This window comes from Arthrobacter globiformis NBRC 12137 (assembly GCF_000238915.1).
GTDB lineage: Bacteria > Actinomycetota > Actinomycetes > Actinomycetales > Micrococcaceae > Arthrobacter > Arthrobacter globiformis.
On sequence record NZ_BAEG01000002.1, the window covers coordinates 1 to 314 of the forward strand.

General features: G+C 72.0%; 1 pseudogene. It reads right to left on the bottom strand.

Annotated elements, in window-relative coordinates:
• Positions 1 to 314 (bottom strand): annotated as a pseudogene (locus tag ARGLB_RS23445) (hypothetical protein); the annotation flags it as partial.

The window sequence follows — 314 nt, forward strand, 5'->3', positions numbered from 1 at the left end:
CGGTGCGGCCCACTGTGCGTTGTGCCGTTGGTGGAGTTCGGCGAGGAGGTCGCGGTAGTTGATGGTGACCAGGATCTGGGGCCGGTGTCCGCCGTTGGCGGGCAGGGTGTCGGTGGTGAGGGCGGTTTGGCAGGCGCCGACGAGTCCGTCGAGTCTCTTCTGGCCCTGGGACCGGTGGTCCAGCGGGATTTCCGGGAGGTCCGGGGTGTCCCAGCCGGCCGGGCCGCCCTGTTCCCCGGCCCCGTCACCGTTCGTCCCGTCACTGCCGGTCCCGGTTGCGTCGGTGCCGGTAGGGGTGCCGGGTGTCGGGGTGC